A 17,510-nucleotide genomic window follows, 5' to 3' on the forward strand; every position below is an offset into this window, starting at 1 on the left:
TTAAACCCTAATTGCTATTACTCTGCGTCGTCAGACTTAGGCGCAGGCTTCTCTAGAAGCTCTTTAATGCTTAAACGTACACGGTTCTGGCGGTCGATTTCCATAACCTTAACGTCAACCATTTCACCTTCTTTAAGGTAGTCAGTAACCTTGTTCACACGCTCGTGAGCGATTTGTGAAATGTGAACAAGACCTTCTTTACCTGGAAGTACCTCTACGAACGCACCGAAGTCTACAATACGTGTAATCTTACCGTTGTAAGTCTTACCAACTTCAATTTCAGCCGTTACTTGCTCAATCTTGCCAATAGCGATGTCTGCTTTCGCACGCTCGGTAGCGAAGATTTTGATAGTACCGTCGTCTTCAATTTCGATGTTAGTGTCAGACTCTTCAGTAATTTGACGGATCATTGCGCCGCCTTTACCGATAACGTCACGAATCTTGTCTTGGTCAATCTTCATTGTGTAAATGCGTGGAGCAAATTCACTTAGCTCTTCACGGTGACCGCCAATTGCTTCGTCCATTACGTTAAGAATGTGCAAACGTGCTTCTTTTGCTTGTTTAAGCGCAATTTGCATGATTTCTTTAGTAATACCTTCAATCTTAATGTCCATTTGAAGTGCAGTAATACCGTCGGTAGTACCCGCTACTTTAAAGTCCATGTCACCAAGGTGATCTTCGTCACCAAGGATGTCTGAAAGTACAACAAAGTTGTCGTCGCTCTTTACTAGGGCCCATTGCGATACCCGCAACAGACGCTTTAATTGGAACACCTGCATCCATAAGCGCTAGTGAAGTACCACATACAGACGCCATTGAAGATGAACCGTTTGATTCTGTGATTTCAGAAACCACACGTACTACGTACGGGAATTCTTCTTCACTTGGCATTACTGCTTGAATACCACGCTTCGCTAGACGACCGTGACCAATTTCACGACGCTTAGGCGAACCAATCATACCGGTTTCACCAACACAGTATGGAGGGAAGTTGTAGTGAAGCATGAAACGGCTGTCGCGCTTACCTTGAAGCTCGTCAATCATCTGTGCGTCACGTTCTGTACCTAAAGTAGCAGCAACGATTGCCTGCGTTTCACCACGGGTGAATAGTGCAGAACCGTGAGTACGAGGAAGAATGCCTGTTGCTACGTCTAGCGCACGAATCATTGCAGGCTCACGACCGTCGATACGTGGCGCGCCAGAAAGAATGCGTGAACGTACTACGTCAGACTCAAGATCGTGAAGAAGGTCTAGTACTTCTTTCTTGTCTTGTTCTTCGTCTTCAGCAAGGATAGCTTCTAGTGCTTTATCAGTTGCTGCAGTTACTGCGTCTTTACGCTCTAACTTGTCAGAAATCTGGTAAGCCGCTGTCATTTCAGCTTCAGCTAGTGCTTTAACTTTGTCTTTAAGTGCAGTGTTTTCTGCTTCTGGTGCCCAGTCCCACTTTTCAGTGCCAACTTCAGCAGCAAATTCATTAACTGCGCTAACCACAGTTTGAAGTTGCTCGTGACCGAACATTACCGCACCTAGCATAGTATCTTCAGAAAGCACGTCAGCTTCTGATTCAACCATAAGTACTGCACCTTCAGTACCCGCAACAACAAGGTCAAGCTCGCTTTCAGCTTGCTCTTCTGCGCGTGTATTTAGGATGTATTCGCCGTTGCTATAACCAACACGAGCCGCACCGATTGGGCCGTTGAAAGGAATACCTGAGATAGCAAGCGCTGCAGAAGTACCAATCATAGAGATGATGTCTGTAGGAATATCTGGGTTAGCAGACATTACAGTAACAACAACCTGTACTTCGTTTTTGAAACCTTCTGGGAATAATGGGCGAATTGGGCGGTCAATAAGACGCGCAGTCAATGTTTCGCCTTCAGATGGACGACCTTCACGCTTGAAGAAACCACCTGGGATTTTACCCGCAGCATATGCTTTTTCTTGGTAGTTTACTGTTAGAGGGAAGAAGTCTTGATCTGGCTTGGCTTCTTTTTTACCAACTACTGTTACCAGTACAGACGTGTCGTCCATGCTCGCAAGAACCGCAGCTGTCGCCTGACGAGCAATTACACCCGTCTCTAGAGTTACAGTATGCTGTCCATACTGAAATGATTTAGTAATAGGAGTCACTATTTGTCCTTTAATTTCAATCTTTATTTTATCGCTTTTAAACGCGGCGCATAGTATAGCTTTGAAGTAGCTTTAATGCCATTGCCAAATACAGCACCGCGTGGAATTTATCTAGTGAATTTGCGAAAAATCGCTATCACCTATAGCACCATGACTATATGAAATATCTGTGAAATTTCAATTATTGGCTATATTTTCATCATACTGACACAAAACAGCGTATGCTAGAACAAAAAGCGAACAAAGAAACAACCCGTAGGTAATGCTGTTAACCAAATACAGGCAATAAAGATACGGGCAATAAAAATTTTTCATAAAAAGAACGTCTAATATTAGTGTGCTAAAGGAGATAACCATGTTGGTACTTCGACTTAATAAAGCAGGCATGCCACAAGAGTGGATAGATGTTGAACAAGCCGCAAAGCTTTACAGTCAGGACAAGGTGCTATTCGAGCTAGGCAGTGATGCTATTACGCTTAAAGGTGGCTGGAATCACGAAGGGCTGCAAAGCGAGCTTACCCTATCAAGTATTATCGCTTGCGATGGTAAGGTAACAGATTTATCAGGCAAAGTTGCCCTTACCAACCGCTATTTATTTAGGCGCGATAGCTATTTGTGCATGTATTGCGGCAACAAGTTTACGCCTAAACAACTTACCCGAGACCACATTATTCCCCGTTCTCGCGGCGGAAAAGATATCTGGACAAACGTAGCCACTGCTTGTCAGCGATGTAATCATGCCAAAGCGGCTAAAACGCCTGAAGAAGCAAATATGCCTTTACTTGCTGTACCTTTCAGGCCCAATGTTTACGAGCGTTTTTATTTAATGAATAGACGCATACTGGCCGATCAGATGGCATTTTTAGAAGGGCATTTTTCCCACCAGCGAGAATGGAAATGTAACGAATGAGTTGTAATGAATAAAATATAACGAATAAATGCCAACAAAAAGCAGTGAGCGACCAGTAATTTAAAAAAACAGGCCGCCCGTTGATTGAATTTTATAGCCCAGTACTGGTTGTTGTTTGCTGTTCTGTTGTAGCCGACGCTTGAAGGTTGGCGTTGTTATTCTCGCTTTGCTGTTGCATCAGCATAGCTTGCTCTTCTTTTTGCGCTCTAAACCACAGGCTTAACCAATCTGAGCACATTTTGTGTTCTAGCTCATGAGCCTCAATGGTTGGGCAGAATAAACTTACCTTTACAACGACCTTTGCAAGTTCGTTTGTTTTGATTTCAACTTCTGGGTCGATACGAATAAACTCTTGTTCTAAATGACGTTCAATTAAGCCTTTGTAGCGCTCTGCAACGTCTCGAAAATATTCACAATGGGCTTGAGCTCGGGCGTGAAAAGCGGGTAATAAGCTATAGGCATTTACCGTAGGCTCGTTAACAATTTCAAACGAGTGTAAACGGTAGCGGCGCATAAAGTTAAGGTTACGCACGGTTTGGGTAACTAGCTGACTGTTAGGTACGTAAACATGCTTACCCGTGTAATTGAAGCTTTCTGGGTCAACTTCTAGAAGCGCAGTTTTCGCCCAGTCCATTTCTACCACTTCACCAATGATATTATGCATTTGGATCCAGTCCCCTACCCTGAATGGCCTTGCGCCTAGGTAGTAAATGAAGCCCATAAAGCATTGAATAAATTCCCGGGTGGCGAGCACTATGGCAACCATAAATGCGGCAATGGATATAGCGAGTGTTTGTATTTCAGAACTCCACACCATCATCAATACAATGATGATAAAAGCGTTACCTAACTGCTCTAAAATATTAATCTGGTTTCTTCTATCTTCCCCGCGCTGAGAACTGATGCGTCTTATCAGCAGCAACACACCTTTTTTAGAGAAGTGCAATACAATTAAAAGTAGTAGTGATGTCAGCAGTTTATACTCATTGGCAAACGCAATAAGCTGGTTCCATAACTGCGTGGGGTCTATCACAATCTCCATGTATTCTCCGTCTGTGCTGGCGAGGGTAAATCTTTGAATAAAAATAAAAAAGCGCCGACGAATGTCAGCGCTTTTTATTATGAAGCATGTAAACCTGCGGCACAATGCCGACCAGTTGCAACATCTATTATTTAGTCGCGAGTTTGGCCTTCACCGTTCACCAGGTATTTCTCTGATGTCAACGACTCTAGGCCCATCGGACCGTAAGCATGTAGCTTGGTTGTAGCAATACCAATTTCTGCGCCAAGACCTAACTGGCTGCCGTCAGAGAAGCGTGAAGACGCGTTAACCATTACCACACTTGCATCTACTGCCCGTTGGAACAGCTTACCTTTCTCGGCGTCTTCGGTAACGATAACTTCGGTGTGGTTACTACCGAACTGCGCAATATGATCAACTGCACCTTCGAAGTCATCAACTACGCGAATTGCGATTTCTAAGCCAAGGTACTCTTCGCCGTATGCGTCTTCTGCAATTACGTCAGCGCCATCAAAATACTGGCTACCTTTTTCGTTAACGTGAACCGTTACGCCTTTTTCTTTAAAGGCTTCGGCCACTTTTGGCAGGAAATCACCTGCCACGGCTTGGTGTACAACCAACCCTTCAAGTGCATTACATACGCCAGTACGCTGAGTTTTACCGTTTAGAAGTATAGCCATGGCTTTTTCTAAATCAGCATCTTTATCTACATAAAGGTGGCACACACCTTTAAAGTGCTGGATAACCGGCACCTTAGCGTTATCGGTTACGTAGTTGATAAGGCCTTCACCACCGCGTGGAATAATAACGTCGATGTAGTCGCGTTGCTCCATCAGCTCTTGCATCAACGCGCGATCTGGGTTTGGCACAACGGTAACTAGCGCTTTAGGCAAGTCATGCTTTTCTAGCACGTCTTGCATAAGTTCGGCAATGGCTAAACTTGTATCAAGGGCTTCTTTACCGCCACGTAAAATTACGGCATTGCCCGATTTAAAGCACAGCGCGCCCGCGTCGGCGGTAACATTAGGTCGCGCTTCATAAATCATGCACACAACGCCTAGCGGTATACGCATTTTCTTAATTTCAATTCCGTTAGGGCGAGTACCAATAACACGCTCTTTACCTACCGGATCGTCCAATTCAACAATAACCTCAATGCCTTCAGCCATTGATTCAATGCGCTCATCGTTAAGGATTAAGCGGTCTACCATTGCTGCATCTAGATTATTTTCTTTAGCGCGCGCAACTTCCTTTTCGTTCACTTCAATAATTTTGCTTTTATTTGCACGAATTGCCGCGGCCATATCAGTTAACACCGCGTTTTTCTGGCTCTCACTTAGAATTGCCAGTGTACGTGCAGCTTTTTTCGCCTGTTGTGCTAACTCTGTAATAATACTCATTCTTTCTCCAGATTTGCTATGTGCTGATCAGAAATAATTGGCCCCGTTTTTTCCTCAAACTCGTGGGCAAATTCATCACTTTCCTGATTCGCAATAAAATTCAGTAAACAGCTACTGTAGTTCGACTTGGCTTTCACCAATTTGGTGCCGTCTTCTTTACGTACCAATATGGTGTCGCCTACCGAGAACTCACCCTTCACGTCTATAATTTCGCTACTTGTTAGTTGCTCAGCATCGGTATGTAAAGAGTCGTCGAAGTCTCCTTCTACTATCACCTCACCTTGCGCATTTGACGTATGGCGCATCCAATGCACATTCTCTTGCATTGGCTTAGCGTGAGGTTTGAAATGCGTGCCTGGGTTTTCACCTGCTAGCAGCATATTAAACGACAGCTCAGTAAAACCGTTAATAATATATGTATCTATACCATGCGAAACGGCTTTCTCGGCCGCTTCAATTTTCGTGCGCATACCGCCGGTGCCAACACCGCCTTTAACCGCACCACCAGCCATGTCATAAACGCTTTGATCGATGGTATCAACCGATTTAAGCAGTTTTGCGTCCTCGTGCTCATGTGGGTTTTTGTCGTACAACCCATCAATATCTGAGCAAATAATAAGTGCATCAGCTTCAGCCGCTGACGCCACCATGGCCGATAAATTATCGTTGTCACCAACCTTCAATTTGTCGGTAGTTACAGTATCGTTTTCGTTCACGATAGGAAGAATGTTGTTATCTAACAAACTGAATATGGTTTCACGAATACTTACGTAACGTTCTCTGTCTCTCAAATCAGCATGGGTAAGTAGCATCTGAGCAGACGGAAAATCAAATAGTCTGTCCCACGTGGCAATCATCTCGGTTTGACCCGCTGCTGCCATGGCTTTTTTAACCGCAATATCTGATTTTTCTTGATCTGGAAACAGGTGCGCACCCGCCGCAACAGAACCCGAAGACACAAGCACCACTTGTGTACCGTTAGCTCTACAACGGACGATAAATTGTGCGATGCTCAGTAAGTAGTGGCTGCTACAACCTCGCTGGTTGGGCGATATTAGTGCACTACCTACTTTGATGACTACGCGTTTCCAATTAGGATGACTCATAATAAACTTTTTAACCTTAAGATTGTTGATTCGCTAATTCTTCACTGGCTTGCACAAACGTTTCTTGAACGTTTGACGAGGGGTTTTCGCTTAAGCGACTTACCACGTATAGCGTTAACGTACTTACTACAAACCCTGGAATAATTTCATAAATAACGCTGCTTAACGTTTTACCGTCAGCTAAAACGGGCGCATAAATCCAAAACAGTACAGTTACCGCACCACTTATCATACCCGCCATCGCCGCTTTCGCCGTCAGGTCCTTTTTATACAGACAAAACAGGACTAGCGGTCCAAATGCGGCGCCAAAACCAGCCCAAGCGTTACTTACTAAAGATAAAATTGTATTCGACGCATCCATGGCCAATAGCAATGCAACCACAGCCACACCTGCTACACCATATCGCCCAATTGTTACCGTTTGCTTTTCGCTTAACGATTTTTCAGGCGACTTCTTATTTACCAGTACACGGTAAATATCTTCTGTTAACGAACTTGCGCTAACTAATAACTGCGACGAAATTGTACTCATGATGGCGGCTAAGATTGCTGCCATTAGAAATCCACTTATTAGTGGATGAAAAAGCAATTGTGAGAAGATAATAAATATAGTCTCTGGGTCGTCAACTGCAAGGCCGAATTGGTTAGCATAAGCAATGCCGACAAAGCCTGTTGCTAATGCACCAATAATTGTCACTATCATCCATGACATACCAATGTTCCGCGCGGTACTGATTGACTTAACAGAACGAATTGCCATAAATCGTACGATAATGTGAGGCTGTCCGAAATAACCTAAGCCCCAACCTAAACTTGACAGCAAACCCACTATCGTTAGCGTCTCTAGCGATTCTGAGAAATTCGGTACAGATTGATAAGCGGCGCTTGTCATTTGCGATACGCTATCAAACTCGGTAAAAGCAACAATTGGCACTAAAACCAACGCCACGAACATGATACAACCTTGCACAAAGTCTGTGAGACTCACTGCTAAAAAGCCACCTAGTAGTGTATAGGACACCACCACGCCTAGTGTGATGAACAAGCCCAATTGGTAATCTACTGAAAATGCGCTTTCAAACAGCTTACCGCCTGCCACTAACCCTGCAGATGTATAAAGCGTAAAGAACAGCACGATGATTACCGCCGAAACGATTCGTAAGCTTGAATTCGGCTTATTGAATCGCTTGGCAAAGAATTCAGGCACAGTAAGTGAATCGTTAGCTACTTCGGTGTATACACGAAGTTTAGGTGCTACTAGTAAATAGTTAGCTAACGCACCAGCAACTAAACCAATCGCAATGTACACCGCGTCAAAACCGGTTAAATACATAGCGCCGGGAAGACCCATTAACATCCAGCCTGACATGTCGGATGCGCCTGCGGATAGTGCAGTAACTTGAGGGCTTACTTGTCGTCCCCCCAATATGTAACCAGAAATATCACTGGTAGATTGTCGGTAAGCAAACAATCCTATCCCCAACATCGCTATAAAGTAAACGGCTAGTGATAGGTAACTTTCCATTGGCATAACGTTAGTTATTTCCTCTATTGCTCTTCGAAAACTCGTACATGATAACGTCGTTTAACCTTTGCTAATTCAACTTCAAATGCAAATAATTAAATCGAACAATAATCATTAGAGTTCTAACAATATAAGGATTTGGTAGAAATTTTCAAGTTTAAATTTTAATCAACTTTATTTAAGCAGCATTGATGCTCAAATTAACACCAACCATGTTTCACGACACTTTAGTTAAAAATCATTCTATAATATCTCTATTATTCATAATGTTATAAAAAACTATTCAACCATGAAACAATTTAACTTGGTGTCTAAAGCACATAAAACACACAACTTTACTATCAGCTAAAACATTTTCATTAAAAATGCTTTGTTACGCGCACTCAGCCGAAATAACATCCAAAAGAAGCTTTTCTACAGGCAATAATTGGGTCAACTGCGTGCAATCTTCGTGGTTTAGTGAACGCACTTTTTCTACAAGCGCTTCGCATGCTTTCTTATTGTTTTGAACGGTAAATAGTTTTGGATGAATATAATATTTTCGGCATACTGTGGGAGTATTTCCAAGTTCTGCGGCGACAACCTTGCTTAAGGTACTTTCCCATTTTTTGGTTCTGGAATTATTAACTTGGTCGTACACGCAAGGAAGGTTGGATAACGCGAAACGGCTAGAAGCCCAAGTTCTAAAATCTTTGCAACTGAACTGCTCGCTTAACTCTTCTTGAATAAACGCATTCACGTCTTCACTGGTTACGTCGTGCCAATGCTTATTGTTATCCTGATAGCGGAAAAGGCAATAACCTTGCTGCTGAGCGCAATCGCAAATCAGTGAGGCAAGTTCAGGATCATTAACCTTTAAGGTTCTTGGCTTACCATGCTTTCCTATGTACGCAAGTTCAACACTATCCTCACACTGTAATTGCACGTGTTTACGCCGCAGGGTCGTTAACCCGTACGTTTCATTTTCTTTGCTATATTGGGCGTTACCTACCCTCGCACCTGTGTAATCTAGAAGAAGACATACGAGAGCACATGCTCGTTCTTGCGTCCACGTTGGCTGCGAAATTAGAGATAGGCAGTGTTCACGAAATTCAGAAAGGGCGTTGCCGAATGCAAGCAGTCGCTCAAATTTCTCAACTTGCTGCTGTTCGTGCCATTTGTCATGGTAAATGTATTGTTTGCGCCCTTTATCATCGAAGCCAACAGCCTGTATACTTGCTTTACTATCACGGCTTATAAAAGTATTTTTCCAATTTGGAGGAATAACAAGCTTCTTAATGCGTTTGATCACTCGTTCTCCCGTTACCTTCTTGCCGCTACCATAACGATAGTAAAACCGTTTTTGCCCGCAAGGGATGCGTCTAATTGTGAGGTGGCTATCGTCTGAATACACATTACAATAGCCTTTAGTCCTTTTCATTTTTACTTACTCCTTTCCCCTACTTGCCCCAAACAATAACAACTGAATAGCTGTAAGAGCACGTGTTAAGGGCGGCTTTGCTTCAATACTGACATACCGTTGTGTTATTTTTGGGGGAAAGGTCAGTTTCCCTCGAACTACAGCGCTTATCTATAAGTAGAATTTACAGCTGAAATAAGGTAATTGATCACTTGCCTTTGAACCTTTTGCCGAGTTTATTTATCTACCTACAGCGGCTTTTAATCTACGCTGTAACAATTTTTCACAACCCGTGTAAAAAAATCGCAGTATCAACTCTCATCTTCCCCCTTAAAACAGGAAGAGGCACCGTCGTTACCAGTATTTGTCATCGATAGCCTGCCCTTTTATTAACTAAATCATATGTAATGAACGTGAAATACCGCTATTTTACAGTTAGTTAGGAAATCTCACCTTGCAAATTAAACTAAAGTATTAGCACCACTCATACTCCAGCGGAATACAAATTGAATAGTTAGTTATAAATAGTAATTAGCTGCAGACATTTGGAAGAGACATCTGCAAAAAGTTGCTTGCGAGGTTTCCGTAAAACCTACTACCGGCAAGTAACTCTTGAACTAATTAAGTGGATTTAATTAGCAAGTCCAAGAAAGAAGTCGAGGATTTAAATATGAGTATTCAAAATTCGAACAAGGTTGATTCAGAAAGCGCTAAAAGTAGCAAGCATGAGAACTTAAGGGCTAATGTCGTATCTAACGATGAGCTACAAGTTGCTGCCGTATTTAGTTCAAAGCAAAAGGTGCGTGAAGTACTAGAAATTGTGCAAGACAAAACATCGGTTGAAACGTCTCAAATAGAGATCATTGAAGCGGGTGACCCTAAGTTGAGTGAAAAGCTAGAGCGAAACAGCGAATCAATAGGTAAGAGCATGTGGTCTTCACATCTTCTTCTTGGGTCTCTTGGTCTTGTAGCAGGCTTGATTGCCGCTTTTCTGCTAACACAATTTGGCCCCGCGCTTACGCAGCAAAACCCATTATTTACTTACATCGCATTAATCAGTCCTGGACTTTTCATTGGGTTGTTCATAGCTGGGCTGATAGGATTGCGCCCAGATAGAAATGAAGTGATACAAACAGTACGGCACGCGGTTCGCTACGGTAAAGTGGCATTAGTGATAAATCTTAAGAAGTCGCAATCATCCTCTACGGTATCGCAAGTGCTGAAACAGCATTCCGATAGCGTGGTAGAATCAATCCGATAGAGAAATTAATTACATGTTATGCAACCATGGTTACCGACAGGATGTGTTAAGATAAAAACTATCGATAGAACACGCCGCTTCAAAACTATCTAAGGGCAATGTACCGAATGTCGCGTATGTTGTCCTTTTACATTGGGCCCTTTTTCATCGGGCCTGTGTCATTTGTAAAGTGGCGATATTAAAGAAAGACTGGGCACCTACTGTATGGATTTGATATTTTTTGATTTAGATGGGACCTTATTAAATAAGTCTTCGGAGATTTCTTCTTTCACAAGGGAGACCCTCGGCTTACTGAGTGAAAAGGATATTGCCTTTACGGTAGCCACAGGGCGCACCATGCATTCAGCGCAGTTCGTACTGCAGGGTCAATCGTTTGTTCTACCTCACATCTATAATAATGGCGTAGCTATATGGGACCCAACTGGAAATGCGCTAACGCTGGAAAACCTACTCGCCCCTAGTGAAGTCAACCTTATTATTGAGCATGCCGTTAAGAACAATATTACGCCTTTCATTAACACGGTTAATATGGATAGCCCTAACCACGAACACGTGATTTATCATTCAGCGCCGAAGCACCAAGTGGAATTCGATTTAATCGAAAAATACTTTTCGCGAACGAAAGCCCGGCTTGCCTCCATCGAGACCTTACCAGCTGATGCTCACATTACGAATATCAGTATGATTGGTGACGCTGCGCTGGTTTACGATATGTACAAGCAACTAAACCTGCATGAAGAATTAATTGCATATTCTGGCCCCGCCATTGAAGGCGATGAATACCGTTGGATGGACGTTCACCATAACCTTGCCAACAAAGGCAGCGCAGTGGAGTTATTACGCAGTCAATTGGATGCGAGCAATGTTATTGTTTTTGGAGATAGTGATAACGACTTAAGCATGTTTAAACTTGCTGACGAAGCTTATGCGCCTTCAAACGCCAAACCTTATATCAAAGACGCCGCCACTTCTGTGATAGGGCATCACGATGAAGATGGAATCGCTCGCTTTTTAAGAGAGCGATTCTCACTTTAACCGGTAGGAGAGCTTAGGTTACTAAAATTGATGGTGGCCTAAAATATGTTCACTTATTCAAGGGCTACCATTCAATAGGTTTTCTGTCTTTTAGGAATTGACCGTGAGGGCCACCCTCTTCGTGAGTAGCAAGCCAAATTGCGGTATCTGCACCTTCTTCAGGTGTTTTGGACGCATCGCTGCCTCCCATTCGGGTATGTACCCAACCTGGGGTCATACTGTTAACAGTAACATCAATCTTTTTGCCGTCAGAAGCTTTATCTACTTCAGTTGCCATTTTAACGGTCAGCGCGTTAACGGCGGCTTTCGATAAAGCCTAACATAAGGGCCCTTTTAGACCTTCGGCAAAGCTACCGTAACTAGAACTTACGTTAATAATGCGTCCAAAGCCTCGTTCAATCATTTGCGGCAAGGTTTGTTGAATAAGCGTGAGGGGTGCGCTCAGGTTAACTTGCATAGATTTCGCCAAACTTTCAGAGTTCGCCTCTTTCCAATCGGTATCATCCAGTATGCCCGCGTTATTTATCAGGATGTCGATAGGGCCATAAACGGCTTCTGCACGCACAAACGCGTCTACAATGGCTGTTTCATTATCAAGAGGCAATTCAATAACATGTATATCCCCGCCCACTATCTCTTCTTTCGCTTCAAGACCTGACGCTTCATCTCGACATCCCATCAATACTTTGTAGCCTTTAGACACCATTCCTTTCACTATTTCCAGGCCGATACCTCTATTGCCACCAGTTACTAATACGTTTTTTGTCATGCCAATACACTCCTTGCATTTACGCTTGGGCTTGTTTTGCCTCAAAACGATTGGATAAATAAAAACACAGCGGGAAAATTACGCTCCACACTAAAGCGATGAAAATATAAGAAAGCATCACGCTGGCCCCTAATTCAACCGCACCAAACTCAGCGCCAGCAATATAGCTGAGGGGCGCAAAAACAGCCCCTACAACCGCTGCAATCATCATTCGGCCATTAAAAGCAGTTAAACTGTGATAAACAGTACCTGCAAATGCGGCCCAGAGAAGGCTAAGCCATATGGGAATTGGCCAAAAGCTCACCAACACTTCTGTTTGGTTAAAAATGAATAGACCACTTAACGTGAGTAAAGCATCGACCACAGTGCCGAGCAGAAAAACTGCACTCATAAGTTTAATGTCTTCGACTCGTTTGGGGGAAAATACAATCCAAATCAAAAGTAACCCCAAAACTGGAAGCACGGCGCTATTTTGAAACAGTATGACTAGCCACCATATAGCTTGAAACCACGCGAAATTGGCCACTTTGAGTACGACAGTTTTATTCATTACAAACGCTCATATTTTCTATACAAAAATATACGCTTACTGCGTAATGATAGTTCAAATCAAAAATCTCAAAAGTAAACGAAATCAAACGGGTGTAAGTATAAACGCATATGCTATTTGCTTTTTCTAATTACAAAGGATGTGTTAGTCGTGAAAATGGTGAAGTACTACATACTTGGAGCATTGTTGGCATTAGTGCTAACGGTAACTGTACCTGTGCTATTGCTAAAAATTGCATTCGGATGGATAGCCTTTTCGCTAATTGCGGTAAGCAGTGCCTATTTGCTTAATTATCCAAGCTTATTTCGTAAACGCGAAGATGGCTCAATTCCCTTCTATGTTCGTTGGATCTTTGTTCCATTTCTTCTGGGCACAGGGCTTTACAACGAATATGCTCGCAGAACAGACAAAGTTCCTCCACTTCAAAAAATTGAGCCCCACCTTTTTCTTGCTTGTCGTATGTCTGGTCAGCACGTTGACCTACTAAACGAAAACAATATCGATGCCATCCTTGATGTAACTGCAGAGTTTGACGGTCTGGATTGGACGGCTTATCAGGAAGATTACAGATACTTAAACGTGCCCGTCCTTGACCATACCAGCCCCACCTCAGAGCAACTTGTTCTTGCGATTAACTGGCTTAATCAGCAAATATCCGATAACAAAAATGTCGTTGTGCATTGTGCACTTGGCCGAGGCCGTTCGGTGCTAGTGGTGGCAGCTTATCTTTTGGCAAAGAATCCAAACTTAAGTGTTGATGATGCCTTACGTCAGATTAATCAAATACGCCAAACCGCAAGGCTCAATAAGCGTCAGTTAGCGTCGTTACAAAAAGTGAGAAATGGCGGACTATTGTCTTTACGAAAAAACCTTACGTTAATCGTTAACCCAGTAGCGGGCGGCGGTAAATGGAAGCAGTATCGCGACGAAGTGCTTTCCAGGCTAAATGAAAAGTTTAAAGTGACGGTAAAAGAAACCACACCGGAAATAGACGGCAGAGCATTAGCGCAACAGGCCAAGGATGAAAAGGCGGATATTGTTATTGCCTGTGGCGGTGATGGCACGTTGACCGAAGTAGCGTCAGCGTTAATTAATACCGACATCACAATGGGAATTATCCCTTTTGGAACTGCAAATGCGCTCAGTCAAGTACTGCACGGATATATAAGTAAAGTTATGCCTATAAGCACTGCGTGCGACATTATTATTAAAGGCGACACTTTAAAGATTGATACCGCAACGTGTAACGATAAAGTCATGTTGTTGGTAGCAGCCGTCGGGTTTGAAGAACAAATGATTTCTTCCGCTGACAGAGAAGAAAAGAACATAGGCGGGCAGTTCGCCTATTTAAAAGGACTGTGGAATGCTATTTCCAATAATGAAAATATGTCATTTGAAGTAGCAAAAGATGGCAAACCCGCAGAGACGTTAGATACACCTAGCTTTGTAATTGCCAACGCAGCACCTATGACAACGGCTTTGGCACAAGGCGCAGAGCAGCCGGATATTACCGACGGAAAGCTAGACCTTACTTGGTTATTGCCGCAGCCAAGCTCTGACAGACAATTTGCATCATTAGCGGAACTCGTTTTAAGCCCAGCCGAATCAAAAAAACAATCAGACTCCATACGCCATGAACGCGCATCACAAATAACATTGTCTTTCGATAAGCCTACTGCCTATGCAGTAGATGGTGAAATCTATGAGGGCGAAAAAATTGTTTTAAAAACCGTCCCTAGAAGCCTCACCGTACTCGCCAACTTTGAAGATAAGGATTAATTGGTAGATGGCTCAAAAAAGTAATTTTGAAGAAATTTTTAGTTTCCTTCACGGTAAGTTTTCTAACGAAACAGAGTACCTTCAAGCGGTACATGAAGTACTTGAAGACATTGTTCCTGTTTACAATGCAAATGAACAATACAAAGCACTTGATATAGTCAGGCGTATCAGTATGCCTGAGCGGGTTATTTATTTCACAGTTTCTTGGATGAATAGCGAGGGAAGAATTGAAATTAACCAAGGCTGGCGTGTACAGCATAATTCAGCAATGGGCCCTTATAAAGGCGGACTGCGTTTTCACCCTACCGTTAATTTATCGGTGCTGAAGTTTTTAGCCTTCGAGCAATGCTTCAAAAATGCACTTACGGGCCTTCCCATGGGTGGAGGTAAAGGCGGTTCAGACTTTAATCCTAAAGGCCGAACAGACCGAGACATTATGCTATTTTGCCAAGCTTTCATGCGCGAACTCCAGCGACACATAGGTGCCAATACTGACGTACCGGCTGGTGATATTAACGTAGGTGCCCGCGAAATAGGCTACCTCTATGGTGAGTACCGCCGGTTAAATAATAAATTTGAAGGTGTATTAACAGGTAAAGGCTTAGAATTTGGCGGCAGTTATGTACGCACGGAAGCTACAGGTTTTGGTTTAATCTACTTTTTGGAAGCGGTATGTAAGCACCGAGGTTCAAAAATAGAAGGCCAAACCATTGTAGTATCTGGCGCGGGTAATGTAGCACTCCACGCTGCACTAAAGGCGGTAGAGAAAGGTGGAAAGGTCATTTCCCTTTCTAATAGCCGAGGGCTTTTACTTAATGAAGATGGATTAACTGATACTGCGCTGAAATGGGCAATAGATAACCACGCAAACCGCAACAATATTCTTGCAGACATGGCTGACGAAGACATGGGTAAGTGGTTACCTGATAAAAAACCATGGCACTTGAAATGTGATATCGCCCTGCCCTGCGCAACTCAGAACGAACTGCTTGAGGAAGATGCGAATACATTACTAGATAGTGGTTGCCAAATGGTATTAGAGGGCGCGAACATGCCATGTACAAACGAGGCTCAGGCTCGCTTCTTAGACGTTAAAATTGTTTATGTGCCAGGTAAAGCATCTAACGCTGGCGGTGTGGCTTTATCGGGCTTAGAGATGAGCCAAAATGCGATGTTCAATCAACGGGACGCGAGTACGCTAGATGAACAATTATATTCTATTATGGAGAGTATTCATCAACGCTGTTTAGATGAAGGAAAGGCTAACGACGGTGATACCAAGTACGTTAATTATTTGAAGGGCGCCAACATTGCAGCGTTCAGGCGACTTGCTGATGCTATGGTTGCTCAAGGCGTATAACCGCCGCCACTTATCCAATATGACGATAATTTCACGGTAAAGCGCCGTGAATTTATCGGCAACCTCAGTGTAAATTTTGCTCTCCAACTCTGACAAAATTATTCTCTTTTGTATCGATAAGACTAATAAAAAACAATAAATTCATAAAGTTACTTACATAAGTTTTATGGAATAGAAATCGCATATTTAAAAGTGTCATTCACTTTTAAATATGCAAAAGGAACTTCCCATGAAAATTTTTGAAGCACTACGTCAAGACCATGAAAAACAACGTTTACTATTGAAGATCTTAGCTGAAACCAGCGGTAATACTGCGGCACGTCGTGAATACTTTGAAGAGTTAAAAACACAGCTTGAAAGTCATGCTATAGCAGAAGAGCGCCATTTTTATACTCACTTATTACAAAAAGATTCGACAGTAGATTTAACGCGCCACGGTATCGCAGAGCATCATGAAATTGACGAGCTACTACGAAAACTAGATGAGACCGACATGAGTTCCCCTGCTTGGTTACGTCACTTAAAGAACCTACAAGAAAAAGTAGAACACCACCTCGCCGATGAAGAACAAGAGTTTTTCCAGGTTGCAGGCAATGTTTTAAATGAACATCAGAAAACTAAACTTGCCGATGAATATAAAAAAGAAATGAAACAAGAACTAGACGAGGAAAAAATTACGGCTTAGTTAGGAAGAAATTTAGCGCATTTTCTCGCTTCACTTCTTGTTAGCGTTACATTAAAAAGCCAGCTTAAAAAGCTGGCTTTTGTTTGTTTTCATTACTGCTTTACAACACTAAATATCACGCTACTCGCAATACAACGTTACTCGTATTACAAAGTAACTCGCGCAGTATAGCAAGTGACATCAACTACTTTTTGGCAATAATATAAATTGCGTGGATAACACCTGGAAAATAACCAAGAATAGTTAGCAGAATATTAATCCAAAAGTGAGCACCTAGACCAACTTGTAAAAATACGCCTAGTGGTGGAAGTAGAATTGATAAAAGTATACGAATGATGTCCATAATAAATTCCTTGTTTTTGAAGTAATTTCACAACTCAGTAGGCAAAATACTCACACATGGTGAAAAATTTAGGCCTGTAGAGCGTTTTTACACGTCTCGTTGTTATTTTTTGCATTAACAATGCCAAGTCGCATTAATAACGCCAAGTCACATGAACGATGCCAAGTGGCAAAAGCAACGACAAACTACCTTGCCATATTTACCTGCCCAACAACAAAGCATTGTGTATACTTAGAA

15 protein-coding genes and 1 pseudogene are annotated in these 17,510 nt (G+C 42.7%); 6 read left to right on the forward strand and 10 right to left on the reverse strand.

What is annotated here, in order from left to right; translation table 11 throughout:
• Positions 1–17 precede the first annotated feature (17 nt).
• Positions 18–2,130 (reverse strand): annotated as a pseudogene (gene pnp, locus D1814_RS18160) (polyribonucleotide nucleotidyltransferase).
• A gap of 355 nt (positions 2,131–2,485) precedes the next feature.
• On the opposite strand from pnp, the gene D1814_RS18165 reads away from it, so the two are divergent.
• The gene (locus tag D1814_RS18165) at positions 2,486–3,040 is read left to right on the forward strand and encodes an HNH endonuclease (RefSeq protein ID WP_118495062.1); all 555 of its coding nucleotides are present in this window, start codon (positions 2,486–2,488) and stop codon (positions 3,038–3,040) included.
• Between the two features lie 91 nt (positions 3,041–3,131).
• Here D1814_RS18165 and D1814_RS18170 read toward each other — a convergent pair whose 3' ends face one another.
• The 5 genes from D1814_RS18170 to D1814_RS18190 form a co-directional block, all read right to left on the reverse strand.
• A complete protein-coding gene (locus tag D1814_RS18170; protein ID WP_118495063.1) occupies positions 3,132–4,082 on the reverse strand; it encodes a mechanosensitive ion channel family protein in 951 nt (316 codons plus the stop codon).
• Positions 4,083–4,213: 131 nt separating this feature from the next.
• Positions 4,214–5,461: a glutamate-5-semialdehyde dehydrogenase gene (locus D1814_RS18175; protein WP_118495064.1), complete on the reverse strand. Its 1,248-nt coding sequence runs from the start codon at positions 5,459–5,461 to the stop codon at positions 4,214–4,216.
• Positions 5,458–6,567, reverse strand: a complete 1,110-nt coding sequence (proB, locus tag D1814_RS18180; RefSeq protein ID WP_118495065.1) for a glutamate 5-kinase — start codon at positions 6,565–6,567, stop codon at positions 5,458–5,460. Before proB ends, D1814_RS18175 begins: the two co-directional genes overlap by 4 nt.
• 16 nt (positions 6,568–6,583) lie before the next feature.
• Positions 6,584–8,098 carry a sodium/proline symporter PutP gene (gene putP, locus D1814_RS18185; RefSeq protein ID WP_118495066.1) on the reverse strand — a complete coding sequence of 505 codons (1,515 nt, stop codon included), beginning with the start codon at positions 8,096–8,098 and terminating at the stop codon, positions 6,584–6,586.
• Between the two features lie 367 nt (positions 8,099–8,465).
• Positions 8,466–9,512, reverse strand: coding sequence for a DNA topoisomerase IB (locus D1814_RS18190; RefSeq protein ID WP_118495067.1), 1,047 nt, complete (start codon positions 9,510–9,512; stop codon positions 8,466–8,468).
• A 649-nt stretch (positions 9,513–10,161) separates the two neighbouring features.
• On the opposite strand from D1814_RS18190, the gene D1814_RS18195 reads away from it, so the two are divergent.
• Positions 10,162–10,752 (forward strand): hypothetical protein, encoded by a 591-nt coding sequence (locus D1814_RS18195; RefSeq protein WP_118495068.1) that lies wholly within the window; start codon positions 10,162–10,164, stop codon positions 10,750–10,752.
• Between the two features lie 204 nt (positions 10,753–10,956).
• A complete protein-coding gene (locus D1814_RS18200; protein WP_118495069.1) occupies positions 10,957–11,787 on the forward strand; it encodes an HAD family hydrolase in 831 nt (276 codons plus the stop codon).
• A 64-nt stretch (positions 11,788–11,851) separates the two neighbouring features.
• Here the strand turns inward: D1814_RS18200 and D1814_RS19655 are convergent, their stop codons facing one another.
• From D1814_RS19655 to D1814_RS18210, 3 genes are read right to left on the reverse strand one after another with little or no spacing between them, the layout of a single operon-like run.
• Positions 11,852–12,064 (reverse strand): hypothetical protein, encoded by a 213-nt coding sequence (locus D1814_RS19655; RefSeq protein ID WP_232368924.1) that lies wholly within the window; start codon positions 12,062–12,064, stop codon positions 11,852–11,854.
• A gap of 39 nt (positions 12,065–12,103) precedes the next feature.
• On the reverse strand, positions 12,104–12,556 hold the full coding sequence (locus D1814_RS19660) for an SDR family NAD(P)-dependent oxidoreductase (protein ID WP_232368925.1): 453 nt from the start codon (positions 12,554–12,556) through the stop codon (positions 12,104–12,106).
• Positions 12,557–12,575: 19 nt separating this feature from the next.
• Positions 12,576–13,106, reverse strand: a complete 531-nt coding sequence (locus tag D1814_RS18210; RefSeq protein WP_118495070.1) for a DUF2878 domain-containing protein — start codon at positions 13,104–13,106, stop codon at positions 12,576–12,578.
• 150 nt (positions 13,107–13,256) lie between these two features.
• On the opposite strand from D1814_RS18210, the gene D1814_RS18215 reads away from it, so the two are divergent.
• The 3 genes from D1814_RS18215 (at position 13,257) to D1814_RS18225 (ending at position 16,930) form a co-directional block, all read left to right on the forward strand.
• Positions 13,257–14,885, forward strand: coding sequence for a diacylglycerol kinase family protein (locus tag D1814_RS18215; protein ID WP_118495071.1), 1,629 nt, complete (start codon positions 13,257–13,259; stop codon positions 14,883–14,885).
• Positions 14,886–14,892: 7 nt separating this feature from the next.
• Positions 14,893–16,245, forward strand: coding sequence for an NADP-specific glutamate dehydrogenase (gene gdhA, locus D1814_RS18220; protein ID WP_118495072.1), 1,353 nt, complete (start codon positions 14,893–14,895; stop codon positions 16,243–16,245).
• 229 nt (positions 16,246–16,474) lie between these two features.
• Entirely contained in the window at positions 16,475–16,930 is a 456-nt protein-coding gene (locus D1814_RS18225; RefSeq protein WP_118495073.1) for a hemerythrin domain-containing protein, read from the forward strand.
• A 184-nt stretch (positions 16,931–17,114) separates the two neighbouring features.
• Here D1814_RS18225 and D1814_RS18230 read toward each other — a convergent pair whose 3' ends face one another.
• Positions 17,115–17,273, reverse strand: coding sequence for a YqaE/Pmp3 family membrane protein (locus tag D1814_RS18230; protein ID WP_015067141.1), 159 nt, complete (start codon positions 17,271–17,273; stop codon positions 17,115–17,117).
• Positions 17,274–17,510 lie beyond the last annotated feature (237 nt).

The organism is Alteromonas sp. BL110 (genome assembly GCF_003443615.1).
Lineage (GTDB): Bacteria > Pseudomonadota > Gammaproteobacteria > Enterobacterales > Alteromonadaceae > Alteromonas.

Bases quoted from the DNA above. Each gene is read 5' to 3' on its own strand.
- D1814_RS18165 (WP_118495062.1), top strand. From the start codon at position 2,486: ATGTTGGTACTTCGACTTAATAAAGCAGGCATGCCACAAGAGTGGATA.
- D1814_RS18170 (WP_118495063.1), bottom strand. From the start codon at position 4,082: ATGGAGATTGTGATAGACCCCACGCAGTTATGGAACCAGCTTATTGCG.
- D1814_RS18175 (WP_118495064.1), bottom strand. From the start codon at position 5,461: ATGAGTATTATTACAGAGTTAGCACAACAGGCGAAAAAAGCTGCACGT.
- proB (WP_118495065.1), bottom strand. From the start codon at position 6,567: ATGAGTCATCCTAATTGGAAACGCGTAGTCATCAAAGTAGGTAGTGCA.
- putP (WP_118495066.1), bottom strand. From the start codon at position 8,098: ATGCCAATGGAAAGTTACCTATCACTAGCCGTTTACTTTATAGCGATG.
- D1814_RS18190 (WP_118495067.1), bottom strand. From the start codon at position 9,512: ATGAAAAGGACTAAAGGCTATTGTAATGTGTATTCAGACGATAGCCAC.
- D1814_RS18195 (WP_118495068.1), top strand. From the start codon at position 10,162: ATGAGTATTCAAAATTCGAACAAGGTTGATTCAGAAAGCGCTAAAAGT.
- D1814_RS18200 (WP_118495069.1), top strand. From the start codon at position 10,957: ATGGATTTGATATTTTTTGATTTAGATGGGACCTTATTAAATAAGTCT.
- D1814_RS19655 (WP_232368924.1), bottom strand. From the start codon at position 12,064: ATGGCAACTGAAGTAGATAAAGCTTCTGACGGCAAAAAGATTGATGTT.
- D1814_RS19660 (WP_232368925.1), bottom strand. From the start codon at position 12,556: ATGACAAAAAACGTATTAGTAACTGGTGGCAATAGAGGTATCGGCCTG.
- D1814_RS18210 (WP_118495070.1), bottom strand. From the start codon at position 13,106: ATGAATAAAACTGTCGTACTCAAAGTGGCCAATTTCGCGTGGTTTCAA.
- gdhA (WP_118495072.1), top strand. From the start codon at position 14,893: ATGGCTCAAAAAAGTAATTTTGAAGAAATTTTTAGTTTCCTTCACGGT.
- D1814_RS18225 (WP_118495073.1), top strand. From the start codon at position 16,475: ATGAAAATTTTTGAAGCACTACGTCAAGACCATGAAAAACAACGTTTA.
- D1814_RS18230 (WP_015067141.1), bottom strand. From the start codon at position 17,273: ATGGACATCATTCGTATACTTTTATCAATTCTACTTCCACCACTAGGC.